The organism is Pseudomonas fluorescens (assembly GCF_030344995.1).
Lineage (GTDB): Bacteria > Pseudomonadota > Gammaproteobacteria > Pseudomonadales > Pseudomonadaceae > Aquipseudomonas > Aquipseudomonas fluorescens_BF.
In genome coordinates, this window is the sequence record NZ_CP128260.1 from 294,192 (window position 1) to 312,094 (window position 17,903).

18 protein-coding genes are annotated in these 17,903 nt (G+C 61.2%); 10 read left to right on the top strand and 8 right to left on the bottom strand.

Features of this window, described 5'->3' with window-relative positions:
• Window positions 1-38 precede the first annotated feature (38 nt).
• Both QR290_RS01325 and QR290_RS01330 read right to left on the bottom strand, forming a co-directional pair.
• Complete coding sequence (locus QR290_RS01325; protein WP_039764863.1) at window positions 39-650, bottom strand: c-type cytochrome; 612 nt, start codon at window positions 648-650, stop codon at window positions 39-41.
• 32 nt (window positions 651-682) lie between these two features.
• The gene (locus QR290_RS01330; RefSeq protein ID WP_115079836.1) at window positions 683-988 is read right to left on the bottom strand and encodes a c-type cytochrome; all 306 of its coding nucleotides are present in this window, start codon (window positions 986-988) and stop codon (window positions 683-685) included.
• A gap of 191 nt (window positions 989-1,179) precedes the next feature.
• Between QR290_RS01330 and yihA the strand changes: the two genes are divergently transcribed.
• Window positions 1,180-1,830 (top strand): ribosome biogenesis GTP-binding protein YihA/YsxC, encoded by a 651-nt coding sequence (yihA, locus tag QR290_RS01335; protein ID WP_115079837.1) that lies wholly within the window; start codon window positions 1,180-1,182, stop codon window positions 1,828-1,830.
• Window positions 1,831-2,242: 412 nt separating this feature from the next.
• Here yihA and polA read toward each other — a convergent pair whose 3' ends face one another.
• Window positions 2,243-5,050, bottom strand: a complete 2,808-nt coding sequence (gene polA, locus QR290_RS01340; RefSeq protein WP_289204155.1) for a DNA polymerase I — start codon at window positions 5,048-5,050, stop codon at window positions 2,243-2,245.
• A gap of 74 nt (window positions 5,051-5,124) precedes the next feature.
• Between polA and QR290_RS01345 the strand changes: the two genes are divergently transcribed.
• Entirely contained in the window at window positions 5,125-5,421 is a 297-nt protein-coding gene (locus tag QR290_RS01345) for a DUF2782 domain-containing protein (RefSeq protein WP_011331780.1), read from the top strand.
• A gap of 61 nt (window positions 5,422-5,482) precedes the next feature.
• Entirely contained in the window at window positions 5,483-6,436 is a 954-nt protein-coding gene (locus QR290_RS01350) for a homoserine kinase (RefSeq protein ID WP_289204156.1), read from the top strand.
• A 41-nt stretch (window positions 6,437-6,477) separates the two neighbouring features.
• On the opposite strand, the gene QR290_RS01355 is transcribed toward QR290_RS01350, so the two are convergent.
• On the bottom strand, window positions 6,478-7,407 hold the full coding sequence (locus tag QR290_RS01355) for a zinc ABC transporter substrate-binding protein (protein ID WP_289204157.1): 930 nt from the start codon (window positions 7,405-7,407) through the stop codon (window positions 6,478-6,480).
• A gap of 57 nt (window positions 7,408-7,464) precedes the next feature.
• On the opposite strand from QR290_RS01355, the gene zur reads away from it, so the two are divergent.
• From zur to QR290_RS01375, 4 genes are read left to right on the top strand one after another with little or no spacing between them, the layout of a single operon-like run.
• Window positions 7,465-7,947, top strand: coding sequence for a zinc uptake transcriptional repressor Zur (gene zur / locus QR290_RS01360; protein ID WP_064379572.1), 483 nt, complete (start codon window positions 7,465-7,467; stop codon window positions 7,945-7,947).
• On the top strand, window positions 7,947-8,732 hold the full coding sequence (znuC, locus tag QR290_RS01365; RefSeq protein WP_085690422.1) for a zinc ABC transporter ATP-binding protein ZnuC: 786 nt from the start codon (window positions 7,947-7,949) through the stop codon (window positions 8,730-8,732). Before zur ends, znuC begins: the two co-directional genes overlap by 1 nt.
• Entirely contained in the window at window positions 8,725-9,513 is a 789-nt protein-coding gene (znuB, locus tag QR290_RS01370; RefSeq protein ID WP_007954005.1) for a zinc ABC transporter permease subunit ZnuB, read from the top strand. Before znuC ends, znuB begins: the two co-directional genes overlap by 8 nt.
• Before the next feature lie 37 nt (window positions 9,514-9,550).
• A complete protein-coding gene (locus QR290_RS01375) occupies window positions 9,551-10,264 on the top strand; it encodes a PA5502 family lipoprotein (RefSeq protein ID WP_289204158.1) in 714 nt (237 codons plus the stop codon).
• A gap of 39 nt (window positions 10,265-10,303) precedes the next feature.
• Here QR290_RS01375 and katE read toward each other — a convergent pair whose 3' ends face one another.
• Window positions 10,304-12,445 carry a catalase HPII gene (gene katE, locus QR290_RS01380; protein WP_289204159.1) on the bottom strand — a complete coding sequence of 714 codons (2,142 nt, stop codon included), beginning with the start codon at window positions 12,443-12,445 and terminating at the stop codon, window positions 10,304-10,306.
• Window positions 12,446-12,704: 259 nt separating this feature from the next.
• Here katE and QR290_RS01385 point away from each other — a divergent pair, with 259 nt between their 5' ends.
• The 3 genes from QR290_RS01385 to QR290_RS01395 all read left to right on the top strand — a co-directional run bounded on the left by QR290_RS01385 (window position 12,705) and on the right by QR290_RS01395 (window position 15,234).
• The gene (locus QR290_RS01385; RefSeq protein ID WP_289204160.1) at window positions 12,705-13,712 is read left to right on the top strand and encodes a methionine ABC transporter ATP-binding protein; all 1,008 of its coding nucleotides are present in this window, start codon (window positions 12,705-12,707) and stop codon (window positions 13,710-13,712) included.
• Complete coding sequence (locus tag QR290_RS01390) at window positions 13,712-14,386, top strand: methionine ABC transporter permease (protein WP_007953997.1); 675 nt, start codon at window positions 13,712-13,714, stop codon at window positions 14,384-14,386. The genes QR290_RS01385 and QR290_RS01390 overlap by 1 nt, the downstream gene beginning before the upstream one ends.
• Before the next feature lie 74 nt (window positions 14,387-14,460).
• Window positions 14,461-15,234, top strand: a complete 774-nt coding sequence (locus QR290_RS01395; RefSeq protein WP_289204161.1) for a MetQ/NlpA family ABC transporter substrate-binding protein — start codon at window positions 14,461-14,463, stop codon at window positions 15,232-15,234.
• Window positions 15,235-15,295: 61 nt separating this feature from the next.
• Here the strand turns inward: QR290_RS01395 and QR290_RS01400 are convergent, their stop codons facing one another.
• Genes QR290_RS01400 through QR290_RS01410 form a run of 3 tightly spaced genes read right to left on the bottom strand, consistent with a single transcriptional unit; the run spans window position 15,296 to window position 17,895 of the window.
• Window positions 15,296-15,931 (bottom strand): SCO family protein, encoded by a 636-nt coding sequence (locus QR290_RS01400; protein WP_115079844.1) that lies wholly within the window; start codon window positions 15,929-15,931, stop codon window positions 15,296-15,298.
• The gene (cyoE, locus tag QR290_RS01405) at window positions 15,928-16,827 is read right to left on the bottom strand and encodes a heme o synthase (protein ID WP_007953992.1); all 900 of its coding nucleotides are present in this window, start codon (window positions 16,825-16,827) and stop codon (window positions 15,928-15,930) included. Before cyoE ends, QR290_RS01400 begins: the two co-directional genes overlap by 4 nt.
• Before the next feature lie 12 nt (window positions 16,828-16,839).
• Window positions 16,840-17,895, bottom strand: a complete 1,056-nt coding sequence (locus QR290_RS01410; protein WP_435875064.1) for a COX15/CtaA family protein — start codon at window positions 17,893-17,895, stop codon at window positions 16,840-16,842.
• Window positions 17,896-17,903 lie beyond the last annotated feature (8 nt).

Genomic DNA, 17,903 nt, shown 5'->3' on the forward strand with positions numbered 1-17,903 from the left:
GGCGTTGGCCATTGCACGCAACGCTCGAATCGCGCGTCTTAGTGCAGGCCCTGAATGTAGCTGGAGACTGCTGCGATGTCTTCATCGCTCAGCTTGCGAGCGATGGTGCGCATGGTCATCGCGTCGCCGTCGTTGTTGCGACCGGCTTCTTCCTTGCGGAAATCGGTCAGCTGCTTGGCGATGTACTGAGCGTGTTGGCCACCCAGGTGCGGGAAGCCGGCGGCTGCGTTGCCGGCGCCGTTGGGCGAGTGGCAACCGGTGCAGGCTGGCAGGCCTTTCTCGAGGTTGCCGCCACGGAACAGGGCTTCACCGCGAGCGACGATCTTCGGATCGGCGGCGCCGACGCTGCCTTTCTGGCTGGCGAAGTAGGCGGCGATGTCGGCCAGGTCCTGATCGCTCAGGTTGGTCAGCAGGCCGGTCATTTCCAGAACGGTGCGCTTGCCCGACTTGATGTCATGCAATTGCTTGGTCAGGTAGCGTTCACCCTGTCCGGCCAGCTTTGGAAAGTTTGGCGCCATGCTGTTGCCATCCGGGCCATGGCAGGCGCCGCATACGGCGGCTTTCGCCTGGCCTGCGGCTGCATCACCGGCAGCATGGGCGAAGCCTGAGATTCCCACGGTCAACAGCAGACTCACGATCAGTTTGTTCATCAGCTAATCCAACTACGGCTAAGGGTTAAGAGTTATGGACCGGGCTTACTCTCGCTCATCCAGAGGATGAGGGCCTGGTAATCCTCGGCACTGCAGTCCATGCACAAACCACGCGGCGGCATCGCCTTGAAACCCTGGGTCACGTGTTGCACCAGCGTCTCCATACCTTTCGCCAACCTCGGCGTCCAAGCTTCCTGATCGCCTCTTTCGGGCGCCATGGGTAGTTGGCCGGAATGACAGGCTCCACAAACACGGTTGTACACGGCTTCCGGATCCTGTGTAGCCTGTGCGCTGTAAAGCGGCATCAAGACTCCGGCAGCCAGCAGCCATTTCGTCATAAAACGACCTTTTCAGGGTTGAGAGCGTTCTGCGTTCTAATGCGCAATCAAGGTCTGTCGCTCTCGTGAACTTCATCCTTCGCTGGGACAAAGCACACACAAAATCTGCGGCATTATATACTGGCGTCACTGAAACGGAAGCGACACCGCGTTCCGCGCCTAATCCCGGCGCCGCCCACATCGGAAATCCCATGCAACTCAAGAATCCCATCCTCGGCCTGTGCCAACAGTCCACGTTCATGCTCAGTGCCGCCAAAGTCGATCAGTGTCCCGACGACGAAGGCTTCGAAGTGGCGTTCGCCGGTCGATCCAACGCCGGTAAATCCAGCGCGCTGAACACTCTGACTCACGCCAGCCTGGCGCGCACCTCGAAAACCCCGGGTCGCACACAGCTGTTGAACTTCTTCAAGCTAGACGATGAACGGCGTCTGGTCGACCTCCCGGGCTACGGTTATGCAAAAGTACCGATCCCGCTCAAGCAACACTGGCAGCGTCACCTTGAGGCTTACCTCGGTGGCCGCGAGAGTTTGAAGGGTTTGATTCTGATGATGGACATCCGTCATCCAATGACCGACTTCGACCTGCTGATGCTCGACTGGGCCGTTGCGGCCGGCATGCCGATGCACATCCTGCTGACCAAGGCCGACAAACTGACCTACGGCGCAGCCAAGAACACGCTGCTCAAGGTGCAGTCGGAAATCCGTAAAGGGTGGGGCGATCAGGTAACGATCCAGCTGTTCTCAGCCCCGAAACGCATGGGCCTGGAAGAGGCCTACACTGTGTTGGCGGGCTGGATGGAACTGGCAGATAAAGGCGCGGAAGCGGCGGCCGAGGCAGAATAAGGAGATTTCAAAACTGTCTGTGGTGCTGCCAGGCAAGGCAAAAGCGGGGCTAAAAAGCGGAGTTTAGTGGACCTAAATGAGCATTTTTAGCCCCGCTTTTAACGCAGTCTGGCGGCGCCACAGGCAGTTTTGGGGCAAAAAAAAGCCCCGGACTTCATATGGGGAGGGAGAAGTTCCGGGGTTTAAGTTCCGAACCGCTAGGGCGGGGTTCAGATATCTGCCAACACTTAACACAACATAGGAGCATCGAAGGGCTTCACCAGCCATTCAGTATCTCTGAGTGCCCTGTCGCAAGATTAGTTCAGAATCTTTTCAAAAAACTTTGGAATAAGCTCAAGAACGATCAGGCCTAAGCGCTTTTCGATGCCTTTGCCGCGACGCTCGGTCGCGGCAAAGCCCAGTTCCAGAGGCCTCAGTGTGCCTCGTCCCAGTTGTTGCCAACCCCCACTTCCACCAGCAACGGCACATCCAGTTTTGCCGCCTCGCTCATGTGCATGCGAATTTCTTCGCGAACCTGATCCACCACGTCCTCGCGAACCTCCAGCACCAGTTCGTCGTGCACCTGCAGGATGACTTTGGCGTCCAGCCCCGAAGCGCTCAGCCAGTTATCCACCGCCACCATGGCTTTCTTGATGATGTCCGCTGCGGTGCCCTGCATCGGCGCGTTGATTGCCGTGCGCTCGGCGGCAGCGCGTTCCTGAGGCTTGTTTGAGTTGATGTCCGGCAGATACAGGCGACGACCGAAGATCGTTTCCACGAAACCCTGATCCGCTGCCTGGGCGCGGGTGCGATCCATGTATTCACGAACGCCCGGATAACGCGCGAAGTAGGTGTCGATGTAGGCCTTGGCGGTCTTGGTGTCGACGCCGATGTCCTTGCCCAGCTTCTGCGCGCCCATGCCGTAGATCAGACCGAAGTTGATCGCCTTGGCGCCACGGCGCTGGTCGGACGACACCTCATTGAGCTCGACCTTGAACACTTCGGCCGCGGTGGCGGTGTGCACGTCCAGGTTGTTGCGGAAGGCGTTCATCAGGCCTTCGTCGCGGGACAGGTGGGCCATGATCCGCAGTTCGATCTGCGAGTAGTCCGCCGCCAGCAGTTTGTAGCCTTCCGGCGCAACGAAGGCCTGACGGATGCGCCGGCCTTCAGCGGTGCGCACCGGGATGTTCTGCAGATTCGGATCGCTCGACGACAGGCGACCGGTCGACGCAACGGCCTGATGGTACGAAGTGTGGATACGCCCGGTACGCGGGTTGATCTGCTCCGGCAGGCGATCGGTATAGGTGCTCTTCAGCTTGCTCATGGAACGGTGTTCCATCAACACTTTCGGCAAGCGGTGATCGTCCTCGGCCAGTTTCGCCAGCACTTCTTCGGCGGTGGACGGCTGGCCTTTGGCGGTCTTCTTCAGCACTGGCAGGCCGAGTTTTTCGTAGAGGATCACGCCCAGTTGCTTCGGCGAACCGAGGTTGAATTCTTCACCGGCGATCTCGAAGGCTTCACGCTCCAGCGCGACCATTTTGTTGCCCAGCTCAATGCTCTGGATGCCGAGCAGTTCAGCGTCGACGAACGCGCCCTGGCGCTCGATGCGAGCGAGCACCGGCACCAGCGGGATTTCGATGTCGGTCAGCACGCTGGCCAGACTCGGGATGGCGCTCAACTTCTCGAACAGCGTCTGGTGCAGGCGCAGGGTCACGTCGGCATCTTCGGCGGCGTAAGGCCCGGCCTGTTCCAGGGCGATCTGGTCGAAGGTCAGTTGTTTGGCGCCTTTGCCGGCGATGTCCTGGAAACTCACGGTGGTGTGATCCAGGTACTTCTGCGCCAGGCTGTCCATGTCGTGGCGGGTGGCGGTGGAGTTGAGCACGTAGGACTCAAGCATCGTGTCGAAGGCAATTCCGCGCACGGTGATGCCTTCATTCTGATCACCACCGATGGCGCAATTGGCCAGGATGTTCATATCGAACTTGGCGTGCTGGCCGACCTTGAGCTTGTTCGGGTCTTCGAGGATCGGCTTGAGCGCGCGCAACACAGTGTCGCGATCCATCTGTTCCGGCACGCCGATGTAGGAGTGAGTCAGCGGGATGTAGGCCGCTTCGTTGGCCTGCACTGCGAAAGACAAGCCGACCAGTTGCGCCTGCTGGGCGTCGATGCCGGTGGTTTCGGTGTCGAAGGCAAACAGCTTGGCGTTCTTCAGCTTTTCCAGCCAGACGTCGAATCGCGCCTGATCGAGGATGGTTTCGTACGCGGCTTCAGCCGAAGCGGCAGGCACTTCTTCTTCGGCAGGCGCGCTGAACAGATCGCCGGCCGGCGCAGGCTCGGTGGCAGCGCTCAGCTCCAGACGCTTGGCGTCCCGCTCCAGATCGTTGATCCAGCTCTTGAACTCCAGCAGGGTGTAGAGCTCAAGCAGTCTGGCCGAATCTTCCGGGCCCATTTGCAGGTCGTCGAGGCCGATATCCAGCGGCACGTCGACCTTGATGGTCGCCAGCTGATAGGAGAGGAAGGCCATCTCCTTGTGTTCTTCGAGCTTGGCCGGCAGCGTCTTGGCCCCGCGAATCGGCAGGGACGGCACGATGTCGAGCTGCGCATACAGCTCGGTCAGGCCGCCGTTGACACCCACCAGCAGGCCGGACGCGGTCTTTGGACCGATGCCCGGAACGCCAGGGATGTTGTCGGAAGAATCGCCCATCAGGGCCAGATAATCGATGATCTGCTCCGGAGCGACGCCGAATTTCTCCTTCACGCCCTCCACGTCCATCGAGCTACCGGACATTGTGTTGACCAAGGTAATGTGGCCGTCGACCAGTTGCGCCATGTCCTTGTCACCGGTGGAAATGATCACCGGGCGATCGGCGGCCGCGCTGCTGCGGGCCAGGGTGCCGATCACGTCATCGGCCTCGACGCCTTCGACGCACAGCAGCGGGAAACCGAGGGCGATCACGCTCTGGTGCAGCGGCTCGATCTGTACGCGCATATCGTCGGGCATGCTTGGGCGGTTGGCCTTGTATTCGGCGTACATCTCATCGCGAAATGTCCCACCCTTGGCGTCGAACACCACGGCGAACGGGCTGTCCGGATACTGCTTGCGCAGGCTCTTGAGCATGTTCAGCACGCCTTTGACCGCACCGGTCGGCAGGCCTTTGGAGGTGGTCAGCGGTGGCAGCGCGTGAAAGGCGCGGTACAGGTAAGACGAACCGTCCACCAGGACGAGGGGGGCTTGGCTCATGAGCAGAATCAACCTTTTCGGCGGGCCCGGCGCTAGAATAGCGGGACCGTTGACGACAAAGGGACAAGGTTATCATGCGTACGTTAAATCGCTTGCTGCTGGTCAGTCTGATTGCTGTCTCACCGCTGGCCGCGATCGCGGCGGATGATGCGCCATCGTCGGAGCCGGAAGTTACCATTAGCACGCACACGGAAGGCGACAAGGTCATTCAGGAATACAGCCGGAGTGGATTCGTGTATGCGATCAAGGTCACACCGAAGGGCGGCAAACCCTATTTCCTCGTGCGCGCCGATGGTACGGACGCGAACTACATCCGTTCCGACCAGCCGGATATGCTGATTCCGTCGTGGGAAATCTTTACCTGGAAGTAAGTTTCCTGACTTTTAATCGGCGCCGTCTGATAGCGGCGCCAGAACTGAGCAGTTTTTAACCATGTCTGTGTTCACCCCCCTGGCTCGGCCCGAGCTGGAAACCTTTCTCGCCCCATACGGGCTCGGCCGTCTGCTTGATTTCCAGGGGATCGCCGCCGGCAGCGAAAACACCAACTTCTTTATCAGCATGGAAAAGGGCGAGTTCGTCCTGACCCTGGTCGAGCGCGGGCCGGTGCAGGAAATGCCGTTCTTCATCGACCTGCTTGACGTCCTTCACGAAGCCGATCTGCCGGTGCCTTACGCGCTGCGCACGACTGACGGCGTGGCACTGCGCGAGCTGAAAGGCAAGCCGGCGCTGCTGCAACCGCGCCTGGCGGGCAAGCACATCAAGCAGGCCAACGCTCAGCATTGCGCGCAGGTCGGTGACTTGCAGGCGCATCTGCACCTGGCAACTCAGGGCAACAATATGATCAAGCGCAAGACCGATCGTGGCCTGGACTGGATGCTGGAAGAGGGCACGCAGTTTCTTTCGCACCTGAGCGACGAGCCGCGTGCACTGCTGCAATCCGCGCTGGACGAAATCACTCAACAGAAAGAGAAAATTCTCGCGCTGCCTCGGGCGAACATCCACGCCGACTTGTTCCGCGACAATGCGATGTTCGAAGGCACGCACCTGACCGGGCTGATCGATTTCTACAACGCCTGCTCTGGCCCGATGCTCTATGACGTGGCGATTGCCCTGAACGACTGGTGTTCGGACGATGACGGCCTGATCGACGGCCAGCGTGCTCGGGCTTTCCTGGGAGCCTACGCGGCACTGCGTCCGTTCACGGCAGCCGAAGCCGAGCTGTGGCCGACCATGCTGCGAGTGGCGTGCGTGCGGTTCTGGCTGTCGCGTCTGATTGCGGCGGAATCGTTCGCCGGGCAGGACGTGCTGATTCACGATCCGAAAGAGTTCGAGCAGCGTCTGGCGCAGCGTCAGACGGTCAGTACGCCGCTACCTTTCGCCCTGTAAAAGAAAAAACCGCAGCCTGTGCAGGCTGCGGTTTTTTTGTATCAGAGCGATTCGAGACAACCCGCCAGATCATTCCCCAGCTTCTCCAGTACTTGCTCATAACCCTGAGCCGTCGCTGGCGTGTACCCGCCCAACGCATCCAGTTCCGCCAGCTTCACCGGCAGGCCCGCCACCAGGGTTTCGGCCAGACGTGGACGCAGCGGCGGCTCACTGAATACGCAAGTCTTGCCGACTTCCTGCAAGCGCGTGCGCATTGCCGCCACATGCTGGGCGCCAGGCTGTACTTCCGCCGCGACGCTGAATACGCCTGCGTGTTTCAGGCCGTAGGCTTCTTCGAAGTAGTCGAAGGCTTCGTGGAAAACAAAGTAGGGTTTGCCTTCAATACCGGCCAGGCGTTTCTTCAAGCGCTGATCCAGTGCATCCAGACGCTCGTCGAACGCCTTGGCGTTGCTCTGATAGCGCTCGGCATTGGCCGGGTCGGCGGCGCTCAGGTCAGCAGCCATTTTGTCGGCAATAACCCGCGCGTTCACCGGCGATAGCCACAAATGCGCATCGAGGCTGCCCGGGCGATGGTCGTGATCGTGTTCGTCGGCTTCTTCGGCGTGGGAGTGGCTGTCCGCAGCGAAGCGGCGCAGTTTCATGCCCGGCAGATCCTGTACGGCAACGCTCGGCAGCGTACGACCGTTCAGCACTCGAGGCAGGAAACCTTCCATGTCCGGGCCGATCCAGTACAGCAGGTCCACCGATTGCACCTTGCGTACGTCGGACGGACGCAACGCGTAGTTATGTGGTGAAGCTCCTGGTGGCAGCAGCACTTCCGGAATCGCCACGCCGTCCTGCACCGCAGCGGCAATCAGTTGCAGGGGCTTGATGCTGGTGAGGACTCTGACCTCGGCCTGAGCCGGACCGATCAGCAGAAAACCGGTGATGAATACGACAAAAACAGAAAAAAGTCGGGACACGATGACCACTCAATGAGGCGAGAACGGGTAACATAATAACGTCTCTAACCAAACTCGTCGCCGCTCATGCCTATTACACCGATTGCCAGCCGTCCCCACGACCACTCGCACTGCGTTCACAGCGCGCTGTCCGAGGCCGATGCCCTGTGTGCACAGAAGGGCCTGCGCCTGACCGCGTTGCGCCGGCGCGTGCTGGAACTGGTCTGGCAGAGCCACAAGCCGCTGGGTGCCTACGACATTCTGGCGGTGCTCAGCGAGCAGGACGGCCGTCGCGCTGCGCCGCCGACCGTGTACCGGGCGCTGGATTTCCTGCTGGAAAACGGCCTGGTGCACCGCATCTCCTCGCTCAACGCCTTCGTCGGCTGCGTTCACCCGAAACATTCGCACCAGGGCCAGTTCCTGATCTGCCGCGAATGCCACGCCGCCATCGAACTTGAGCAAAAAACCATCAGCGACGCCATCGTCCACAGCGCCAGGGATGTCGGCTTCATCGTCGAGGCCCAGACCGTCGAAGTGGTCGGCCTCTGCTCCGGTTGCCGGGGGGCTTGATGAGCGATGCGCTGATCCGTCTGGAGCAGGTGGCGGTCCGGTTTGCCGGGCAGAACGTGCTGGACAACATTCACCTGAGCGTCGAGCCGGGGCAGATCGTCACCCTGATCGGCCCCAACGGCGCCGGCAAGACCACGCTGGTACGCGCCGTGCTCGGGCTGCTGAAGCCAGACAGCGGCAGCGTCTGGCGCAAGCCGAAACTGCGCGTCGGTTATATGCCGCAAAAACTTCACGTCGATCCGACCTTGCCGCTGTCGGTGCTGCGCTTTCTGCGGCTGGTGCCGGGCGTCGATCGTCCGCGTGCGCTGGCGGCACTCAAGGAAGTCGGCGCCGAGCACGTTATCGACAGCCCGGTGCAAAGTGTTTCCGGCGGTGAAATGCAGCGCGTTCTATTGGCTCGGGCACTGCTTCGCGAGCCGGAACTGCTGGTGCTCGACGAGCCGGTTCAGGGCGTCGATGTCGCCGGGCAAGCCGAGTTGTACAGCCTGATCACCCGACTGCGCGACCGTCACGGCTGCGGCGTGCTGATGGTGTCCCACGATCTGCATCTGGTGATGAGCACCACCGATCAGGTGGTGTGCCTCAACCGTCATGTCTGCTGCTCCGGGCATCCCGAGCAGGTCAGTGGCGACCCGGCCTTCGTCGAGTTGTTCGGCAACAACGCGCCGAGCCTGGCGATCTATCACCACCATCATGACCACGCCCACGACCTGCACGGTTCGGTAGTCAAAGGGCCCTTGTCGGCTCAACCTCACGTTCACGGAGATAGCTGCAAGCATGGCTGATTTTCTGTTCTACGCCCTGCTTGCAGGTCTGGCGCTGGCGGTGGTCGCGGGGCCGCTCGGCTCGTTCGTGGTCTGGCGGCGCATGGCCTATTTCGGCGACACCCTGTCCCATGCCGCACTGCTCGGCGTGGCCTTGGGCTTTCTGCTGGATGTCAGCCCGACTGTCGCGGTCACCGTCGGCTGCCTGCTGTTGGCGGTGCTGCTGGTGACCCTGCAACAACGCCAGCCGCTAGCGTCCGACACCCTTTTGGGAATTCTCGCACCGAGCACGCTCTCCCTCGGGCTGGTGGTACTAAGCTTCATGCATGAAGTGCGGATCGACCTGATGGCCTATCTGTTCGGTGACCTGCTGGCGATCAGCCCGACCGATCTGGCGTGGATCCTCGGCGGCAGCGCGGCGGTGCTGGTGTTGCTGGTGACCTTGTGGCGCCCGCTGCTGGCAATCACCGTGCACGAGGAACTGGCCAAAGTCGAAGGCTTGCCGGTGGCCGGTTTGCGCATGGCGCTGATGCTGTTGATCGCAGTAGTGATCGCGGTGGCGATGAAAATCGTCGGTGTGTTGCTGATTACTTCGCTGTTGATCATCCCGGCGGCTGCGGCACAACGTCACGCCCGTTCGCCGGAGCAGATGGCACTGGGCGCGAGCGTGCTGGGCATGCTCGCCGTGTGTGGCGGGCTGGCGCTGTCCTGGTTCAAGGACACCCCGGCTGGCCCGTCAATCGTTGTGACGGCGGCCGCACTGTTTCTGCTGAGTTTTGTTCTGCCCCGTCGAGGGGTGTAGACTTGCTCGTTTTTTGCGCAAATAGAGAGTCGCAGGAATGAAGCCGTTCGCCTCCCGTTATCTGCTCCTTGTGGCCTTTTCAGTGCTGCTGGGCGCCTGCCAAAGCACGCCGCCGGTGGCCGAAGTCCCCGACACGCGGGCCACGGCCATCGCACAGCTGGAGCAAAGCCTGGCCAGCAGCGAACTGGCCACTGCCGAAGACCAATTGGCAGCCTTGCAGGCCGAAACACCCAACGATCAGTCCCTTGAGCAATACCAGCGTCAGTTGGCCGAAGCTTATCTGCGCCGCAGCCAGATCGTCCTGCAGAAGGGCGATGTGAACGCGGCCGCAACCGCGCTGGCCCGTGCCCGCGTGTTGATGCCCAAGGCCCCGGCGTTGACTGGTGGCGTCAACGGCGCCATCACCGAAGCGCGCAAGGCCGAGCTGGAGAAAGCCGAAGCAGCGCTGCAGGCCGCTGAAGCCAAGCCGAAAGCCAAGGTGATCGATCCGACTGCCGAGAGCACCACGGTTGCGCTGAACATCACCGATAGCCGCAAACTTCGCCGCCAACTGGATGCGATCGCCGCCGACGTGGTGAATTACGACTGTGCGGTGAGCATTCAGGCCCCGCGCACCAATGATTACCCGTGGCTGGCGACGCTGATCACCAAACGCGTGAAGAAGCTGGATCCGGATTTCGATCTGAAGATCGAGAAACAGATTCTGCGCACGGTGCCGGCGCAGATGGTCCTGAGCCCGCGCAAACCTTGAATTAACCGCAGCCTGCTTTTCGCAGGCTGCGGTTTTTTTTCAGGCCGGAATCGCCTTGGCCTTCGCCTCACGATCCCAAACCCGATGCTGCCCGATCGCCGCAAAGAACGGCTGGGTCAGCGCCTTCACATCCTTGCCCTCGATCAACCCCGCATCCGCCTCCAGCTTCAGCACATCCAGCAACTGCTTGGCCTCGCCATGCAGCGCAATCGCCTTCAGGTGCTTGTACGCCTCCAGCAGGTAATGCAACGCCACGCCGTCACCGCTCAACGCTTTTACCGACGCCGCGCCACCCGGCACGAATACCGCATCGAACGCAATCGAAGGCAAACCTTCCATCGACGCATCCACCGCCAGGCTTTTGCCATCGGCGGTCTTCACCGGCGCCGAAGTCGGGCCAAGCAGCTTGGCGTGCGCACCTTCTGCCGCCAGCGCCTTCTTCATCGCATCAATCGCCGCACCGTCGACGCCGTTGGCCGCAAGGATCGCAACTTTTCGGGTCTTGATGTTCTCCGGCAGCAGGTTGGCCTGACTCAGCGCCGGCGAGCGATCCAGTGATGTTTTAGGCACGTCGACGGTGCCTTTGCCTGGCGCTGGCAGACCCAGGTTGGCTGCCACGCGTTTGGCCAGCTCCAGGTCGATGTTGGCGAGAATCTCGTTCACTTCCCGGGCCCGGATGAACTCACGCTCAACCTTGCCCAGTTCGAAACTGTAGGCGGCGATGATGTGCTCTTTCTCGTGCGGGCTCATGCTGTTGAAGAACAGCCGCGCTTGGGAGAAGTGGTCGCTGAACGACTCGCTGCGCTGGCGGATCTTGTTGGCATCGATGCGCTCCGGATAGCTTTCGAACCCGCCGTCCTGCGCGGCCGGTGGAGTTTCTTTCGGCCAGCCGCCATCGATGGAGTTCGGTTCGTAGGACGCCCGACCCTTGTCGATCACCGTGCGGTGCTGGGCATCGCGCTGGCCGTTGTGGAACGGTGCGACCGGGCGATTGATCGGCAGCTCATGAAAGTTCGGCCCGCCAAGTCGGCTGATCTGCGTGTCGGTGTAGGAAAACAGCCGGCCTTGCAGCAGCGGGTCATTGGAGAAGTCGATCCCCGGCACGATATGGCCGGGGCAGAACGCGACCTGCTCGGTCTCGGCGAAGAAATTGTCCGGGTTGCGATTGAGGGTCATCTTGCCCAGCGGCGTAATCGGAACGATTTCCTCGGGAATCAGTTTGGTCGGGTCGAGGATGTCGAAGTCGAAGTCGTGCTCGTTTTCCTCTTCGATGACCTGAACGCCGAGTTCCCATTCCGGGTAGTCACCCATCTCGATGGCTTCCCACAGATCGCGCCGATGGTAGTCGGTGTCTTTACCCGCGAGTTTTTGCGCCTCGTCCCATACCAGCGAACAAGTGCCGGCAGTAGGGCGCCAGTGGAATTTGACGAAGCGCGATTTGCCCTCGGCGTTGATCAGCCGGAAGGTGTGCACGCCGAAGCCCTGCATGCTGCGCAGGCTTTTCGGGATGGCCCGGTCGGACATGGCCCAGATGACCATGTGCGCGGATTCCGGCACCAGCGACACGAAGTCCCAGAAGGTGTCGTGGGCTGAGCCGCCGGTGGGGATTTCGTTGTGCGGCTCGGGTTTTACCGCGTGGACGAAGTCGGGAAACTTGATCGCGTCCTGGATGAAGAACACCGGCATGTTGTTGCCGACCAGATCGAAGTTGCCTTCGTCAGTGAAGAACTTCACGGCAAAACCACGCACGTCACGCACCGTATCGCCGGAACCGCGTGGCCCCTGTACTGTGGAAAAACGCACGAACACCGGGGTTTTCTTCCCCGGATCCTGCAGGAAGCCGGCCTTGGTCAGCGTCGAATTGTTCTCGTAGGTTTGAAAGAAACCATGGGCGCCGGTGCCGCGAGCGTGGACGATGCGCTCGGGAATCCGCTCATGGTCAAAGTGCGTGATCTTTTCACGCATGATGAAGTCTTCCAGCAGCGACGGCCCGCGAGCCCCGGCTTTGAGGGTGTTCTGGTTGTCCGCGACCTTCACGCCCTGATTGGTGCGCAGGGCCTGGCCGGTGGCGTCGGAGCGGAATTTTTCCAGGCTGTCGAGTTTGGCGTTGGTGTTGGCGCGATCCGGGGTATCGGTTCCGGCCAGCTCACTTTTGGAAGGGACAGGTTTTTTGCTGCTCATCAGACGTAAACTCCTCGTTTGACCCCGGTGCTGCCGAGGCTCTTGAGTGGTTCCCGGGCACGGCGCCCGGAGTTTCAAGTCGCTTACTTAGTGACTGATGAGGGTTTTGGCCGTTCCTTTTTTATGACCTTTGATCGCGTTATTGCCAAATGAAAGGTTGAATGCGGAATAAATGCTAATAACCTCTATACGGACAGGCTAAAATGCGCGCCCGGCTAACCGCTGATCCTTTTCCAACGCGCCCCACAAGGTTCGCTACGTGATCGAGTTTCAAAACGTCCATAAGACTTACCGCGTCGCCGGTAAGGACATCACCGCGCTGCACCCGACCAGCTTCTCCATCGAGAACGGTCAGGTGTTCGGCCTGATTGGCCATTCCGGTGCGGGAAAAAGTACCCTGCTGCGTCTGATCAATCGCCTGGAGCAATCCAGTGGCGGCAAGATCATCGTCGACGGCGAAGAAGTCACCGCGCTGGACGCCAACGGCCTGCGCCGTTTCCGTCAGCAGGTCGGGATGATCTTCCAGCACTTCAACCTGCTGGCGTCCAAGACCGTGGCCGACAACGTCGCGCTGCCGCTGACCCTGGCCGGTGAACTGTCCCGTGCCGAGATCGACCAGCGTGTGGCCGAGTTGCTGGCGCGGGTCGGTCTGTCCGATCACGCCAAAAAGTACCCGGCGCAGCTGTCCGGCGGTCAGAAGCAGCGCGTCGGCATCGCCCGCGCTCTGGCGACCAAGCCGAAAATCCTGCTGTGCGACGAAGCCACCAGCGCCCTCGACCCGCAGACCACGGCGTCGGTCCTGCAATTGCTGGCCGAGATCAACCGCGAGCTGAAGCTGACCATCGTCCTGATCACCCACGAGATGGATGTGATCCGCCGCGTGTGCGATCAGGTCGGCGTGATGGATGCCGGTGTGATCGTCGAGCAAGGTTCGGTGGCCGATGTGTTCCTGCATCCGAAGCACCTGACCACCAAGCGCTTTGTTCAGGAAAGCGAGCAGATCGACGAAAGCGAACAGCGCGATGACTTCGCTCACGTGCCGGGTCGCATCGTGCGTCTGACCTTCCAGGGCGAAGCGACCTACGCGCCGTTGCTCGGTACCGTCGCCCGGGAAACCGGTGTGGACTACAGCATCCTGGCCGGTCGTATCGACCGCATCAAAGACATTCCTTACGGGCAATTGACCCTCGCCGTCACCGGTGGCGACATGGAGGCGGCGTTCGCCCGCTTCACCGCCGCTGACGTTCACATGGAGGTGTTGCGCTAATGGAAGACCTGATGAGTTTCTTCACCAATATCGACTGGTACGAAATCTGGCTCGCCACCGGCGACACCATGATGATGCTCGGCGGTTCGCTGCTGTTCACCGTGCTGCTCGGCCTGCCGCTGGGTGTGTTGCTGTTCCTGTGCAGCCCGCGTCAGTTGCTCGAAGCCAAAGGCGTGTACGCCTTGCTGTCGCTGGTGGTGAACATTCTGCGTTCGCTGCCGTTCATTATTCTGTTGATCGTGATGATCCCGTTCACCGTGCTGATCACCGGCACCTCGCTGGGCGTGGCCGGTGCGATTCCGCCACTGGTAGTGGGCGCGACGCCGTTCTTCGCGCGTCTGGTGGAAACCGCCCTGCGTGAAGTTGATCGCGGCATCATCGAAGCAACCCAGTCGATGGGCGCGACCACTCGCCAGATCATCATGAACGCCTTGCTGCCAGAGGCCCGTCCGGGCATCTTCGCAGCGATTACGGTGACGGCGATTACACTGGTTTCCTACACGGCGATGGCCGGTGTGGTCGGCGCCGGTGGCCTGGGTGACCTGGCGATCCGTTTCGGCTATCAGCGGTTCCAGACCGACGTGATGATCGTGACCGTGGTGTTGCTGCTGATTCTGGTGCAAGTGCTGCAAATGGTAGGCGACCGACTGGTCGTGCACTTCTCGCGCAAATAACCGGTTTTGTAATGACATGAGCCGGCCATTCGCTGGCAGGCGCCAGACGGGCGCCGTAAAAAGGAGTTAGCTGAATGAAAAAACTGATCGTTGCCCTGGCTGCCGTTGCAGCGTTCTCGGCCCACGCCGAGGAAACCCTGACCGTTGCTGCCACCCCGGTACCGCATGCGGAAATCCTCGAGTTCGTGAAGCCGGTACTGGACAAAGAAGGCGTGGATCTGAAGGTCAAGGTCTTCACCGACTACGTTCAGCCGAACGTACAGGTGGCCGAGAAGCGTCTGGACGCCAACTTCTTCCAACACCAGCCGTACCTCGATGAGTTCAACAAGGCCAAGGGCACCAGCCTGGTTTCCGTGACCGGCGTGCATCTGGAACCGCTGGGCGCCTACTCCAGCAAGTTCAAGAAAATCGAAGAGCTGCCAAGCGGCGCCAACGTGGTGATCCCGAACGACGCCACCAACGGCGGCCGCGCGCTGTTGCTGCTGGCCAAGGCCGGCGTGATCACCCTGAAGGATCCGACCAACATCCTGTCGACCGTCAAGGACATCGCCCAGAACCCGAAAGACCTGAAGATCCGTGAACTGGAAGCCGCGACCATCCCGCGCGTGCTGACCCAGGTCGACCTGGCGCTGATCAACACCAACTACGCGCTGGAAGCCAAGCTCGATCCGTCCAAGGATGCGCTGGTCATCGAAGGCAGCGATTCGCCTTACGTGAACATCCTGGTGTCCCGCGCGGACAACAAGGACAGCGACGCCATGAAGAAACTGGCCGCTGCGCTGCACAGTCCGGAAGTGAAGAAATTCATTACCGAGAAGTACAAAGGCGCGGTGTTGCCGGCGTTCTGATTCAGATAGCTGTAACGAAAAAGGGGACGCCAGTGGCGTCCCCTTTTTTGTGCGTTCATTTTTACTTGCGGTTCAACATCACCGGCAACTGCGCAACCAGCTTGGCATTATTCAACGGCGCCCGAATAAACCCGCGCTGCGTACCATCCGGCCCGATCACCGCCAGGTTCCCACTGTGATCCACCGTGTAATTCGGCTTGCTGGTGTCCGCCGGAATGAACGGAATACTCACCGCGTTCGCCACCTTCTGCAGCTCGTCGATCGACTTCGGCGTCAGGCCGATGAACTGTGGATCGAAGTAACCCAGATACTGCTTCAACTGCGCAGGGTTGTCGCGGTTAGGGTCGACGCTGACCAGCACGATCTGCAATTTATCCACAGCATCCTTCGGCAGCTCGCTCTTGATCTGGCGCAGTTGGGCGAGGGTGGTCGGGCAGATGTCCGGGCAGAAGGTGTAGCCGAAGAACAGCAGGCTCCACTTGCCTTTGAGCTCGTTGACGGTGACCGGTTGGCCGTCCTGATTGGTCATCGTCACGTCCGGCAGGTTACGGGTCTGCGGCAGCAGGATGATGCCGGCGTCGATCAGCGCGGTCGGGTCGCCCTGGCCCTTGCCGCTCAGCACTTTGTTGACGGTCAGGCCGAGGATCAGCGCGATCACGGCGACGAGGATGAAGACGGTTTTCTGGGTTCGAGTCATAGGTTCAACAGTAAGTAGTGGTCTACGAGCAGGGCGATGAACAGCAGAAACAAGTACCAGATAGAGTACTTGAAGGTGTTGATCGCCGCGTGCGGCCGAGTGCCACGGTACAGCACCACGGCCCATTGCAGAAACCGCGCGCCCAAACCGAGTGCGCAGATCAGGTACAACAGGCCGCTCATGTGGATCACATACGGCAACAGGCTGACCGCCAGCAGGGCGAAGGTGTACAGCAGAATGTGCACCTTGGTGTAGTGCTCGCCGTGGGTGACCGGCAGCATCGGAATGTCGGCCTTGGCGTATTCCTCCTTGCGGTGGATGGCCAAGGCCCAGAAGTGCGGCGGAGTCCAGGCGAAGATGATCAGCACCAGCAGCAACGGTTCGGCGCTGACGTGGCCGGTGGCGGCGGTCCAGCCGAGCAGCGGCGGGGCGGCACCGGCAAGGCCGCCGATGACGATGTTCTGCGGTGTCGCGCGTTTGAGGAAACCGGTGTAGATCACCGCGTAGCCGAGCAGCGAGGCCAGGGTCAGCCATGCGGTCAGCGGATTGGTGAAAGTCAGCAGCAAGGCCTGGCCGAGCAGCGCCAGCACCAGCGCAAAGGTCAGTGCTCCTGTGGGCGAAACCCGGCCCTCGGCCAGCGGCCGTTTATGGGTGCGGGCCATGACTGCATCGATGCGCCGATCCACGACATGATTGACCGCCGCGGCGCCACCGGCACACAGCGCGATCCCCAAATTGCCGAACACCAGCACCGTCCACGGCACGCCTGCGCGGGTCGCGAGAAACATGCCCACCAGCGAGGTGATCAGCATCAACACCACGACTTTCGGTTTGGTCAGCTCCAGGTAATCACGCCACAGCGCCTGCGCCGGACGTTCGCCGATCAGAATCGCCATGGCGTCTCTCCTTTAATAGTGATGGGCGCCGCCGAGTGTTTGCGCGGGCTCAGGCGCCAGCGCGCGATCATCCGGCTGCTTGACCCGAACCAGGCTGGTCCGCGCGTGGTAGTTGACCAGCACCATCGTCAGTAGCAGTGCGGCACCGCCGGCGTTATGCGCCACGGCCACCGGCAGCGGCAGATGGAACAGCACGTTGCTGATGCCGAGGGTGATCTGCGCGGCGAGGGCGATCAGCACCAGCCCGGCCAGTCGGGTCATGCCCACCACTTTCAGTTGCCAGGCCAGACCGAGCAGGACGACCGTCACCAGCAACGCGCCGATGCGGTGGGTCAGGTGAATCGCCGTGCGTGCATCGCTGTCGAGTTGCCCGCCCAGGTAATTCGGGCCGATGTGTTGGGTCAGGTGGAAGCCGTTGGCGAAATCCGCCGGCGGCAGCCACTGGCCGTGGCAGGTCGGGAAGTCGATGCAGGCCACCGCCGCATAGTTGGAGCTGACCCAGCCGCCGAGGGCGATCTGGCCGATCACCAGCAACAGGCCGGCAGTCGCCCAATATTGCAGACGCTTGGGCACGGTCAGCGCTGGCAGCACGCCGGATAGTCGCAACGTCAGCAGAAACAGCAGGCTCAAGGTCGCGAAGCCGCCGAGCAAATGCCCGGTCACCACTTGCGGCCAGAGCTTGAGCGTCACCGTCCACATGCCGAACGCCGCTTGGGCGAACACCACCGCCAGCAGAAACAACGGCAGTTTCAGCGGTTGCCCCGGATGACGGCGGTTGACCCACGCGCGCCCGGCCAGTACCGAAATCAGCATGCCGAGGGTGCCGGCGAAGTAGCGGTGGATCATCTCGTTCCAGCCTTTGTGCGCCTCCACCGGCGAGTCGGGGTAATGCAGTTCGGCATGGGCCAGTTGGGCTTCGCTTTTCGGCACGCTGATGAAGCCGTAGCAGCCCGGCCAGTCCGGACAGCCGAGGCCGGCGTGGGTCAGGCGGGTGTAGGCGCCGAGCAGCACCACGATCAATGCCAGCAGGGTGGCAAACAGCGCGAGGCGAAATCCAGGTTTGGCCATGACGATGC

Bases quoted from the DNA above. Each gene is read 5' to 3' on its own strand.
- polA (WP_289204155.1), bottom strand. From the start codon at position 5,050: ATGAGCCAAGCCCCCCTCGTCCTGGTGGACGGTTCGTCTTACCTGTAC.
- znuB (WP_007954005.1), top strand. From the start codon at position 8,725: ATGGCTGATTTTCTGTTCTACGCCCTGCTTGCAGGTCTGGCGCTGGCG.
- zur (WP_064379572.1), top strand. From the start codon at position 7,465: ATGCCTATTACACCGATTGCCAGCCGTCCCCACGACCACTCGCACTGC.
- QR290_RS01400 (WP_115079844.1), bottom strand. From the start codon at position 15,931: ATGACTCGAACCCAGAAAACCGTCTTCATCCTCGTCGCCGTGATCGCG.
- QR290_RS01395 (WP_289204161.1), top strand. From the start codon at position 14,461: ATGAAAAAACTGATCGTTGCCCTGGCTGCCGTTGCAGCGTTCTCGGCC.
- QR290_RS01390 (WP_007953997.1), top strand. From the start codon at position 13,712: ATGGAAGACCTGATGAGTTTCTTCACCAATATCGACTGGTACGAAATC.
- cyoE (WP_007953992.1), bottom strand. From the start codon at position 16,827: ATGGCGATTCTGATCGGCGAACGTCCGGCGCAGGCGCTGTGGCGTGAT.
- QR290_RS01325 (WP_039764863.1), bottom strand. From the start codon at position 650: ATGAACAAACTGATCGTGAGTCTGCTGTTGACCGTGGGAATCTCAGGC.
- znuC (WP_085690422.1), top strand. From the start codon at position 7,947: ATGAGCGATGCGCTGATCCGTCTGGAGCAGGTGGCGGTCCGGTTTGCC.
- QR290_RS01350 (WP_289204156.1), top strand. From the start codon at position 5,483: ATGTCTGTGTTCACCCCCCTGGCTCGGCCCGAGCTGGAAACCTTTCTC.
- yihA (WP_115079837.1), top strand. From the start codon at position 1,180: ATGCAACTCAAGAATCCCATCCTCGGCCTGTGCCAACAGTCCACGTTC.
- katE (WP_289204159.1), bottom strand. From the start codon at position 12,445: ATGAGCAGCAAAAAACCTGTCCCTTCCAAAAGTGAGCTGGCCGGAACC.
- QR290_RS01410 (WP_435875064.1), bottom strand. From the start codon at position 17,895: ATGGCCAAACCTGGATTTCGCCTCGCGCTGTTTGCCACCCTGCTGGCA.
- QR290_RS01330 (WP_115079836.1), bottom strand. From the start codon at position 988: ATGACGAAATGGCTGCTGGCTGCCGGAGTCTTGATGCCGCTTTACAGC.
- QR290_RS01375 (WP_289204158.1), top strand. From the start codon at position 9,551: ATGAAGCCGTTCGCCTCCCGTTATCTGCTCCTTGTGGCCTTTTCAGTG.
- QR290_RS01345 (WP_011331780.1), top strand. From the start codon at position 5,125: ATGCGTACGTTAAATCGCTTGCTGCTGGTCAGTCTGATTGCTGTCTCA.